This is a genomic window from Limosilactobacillus albertensis (assembly GCF_014145555.1).
Classification (GTDB): Bacteria; Bacillota; Bacilli; order Lactobacillales; family Lactobacillaceae; genus Limosilactobacillus; species Limosilactobacillus albertensis.
Genome location: NZ_JACIVD010000011.1, coordinates 1 through 237, shown reverse-complemented (window position 1 = coordinate 237; position 237 = coordinate 1). Strand labels below are relative to the sequence as shown.

At 51.5% G+C, this 237-nt stretch carries 1 rRNA gene; it reads left to right on the top strand.

The annotated features are described in order from the left end of the window. A 23S ribosomal RNA gene (locus H5S41_RS00110) occupies positions 1 to 218 on the top strand; the annotation flags it as partial. Positions 219 to 237 lie beyond the last annotated feature (19 nt).

Below are 237 nucleotides of genomic sequence, written 5' to 3'. Positions count from 1 at the left end.
TGGTGTACCAGTTGTTCCGCCAGGAGCACCGCTGGGTAGCTATGTATGGACGAGATAAACGCTGAAAGCATCTAAGTGTGAAACTCGCCTCGAGATGAGATTTCCCATTTCCTTCGGGGAAGTAAGACCCCTCAGAGATGATGAGGTAGATAGGATGGAAGTGGAAGCGCCGTGAGGCGTGGAGCGGACCATTACTAATCGGTCGAGGACTTAACCAAGGAGCGGTAGGTTTATTGG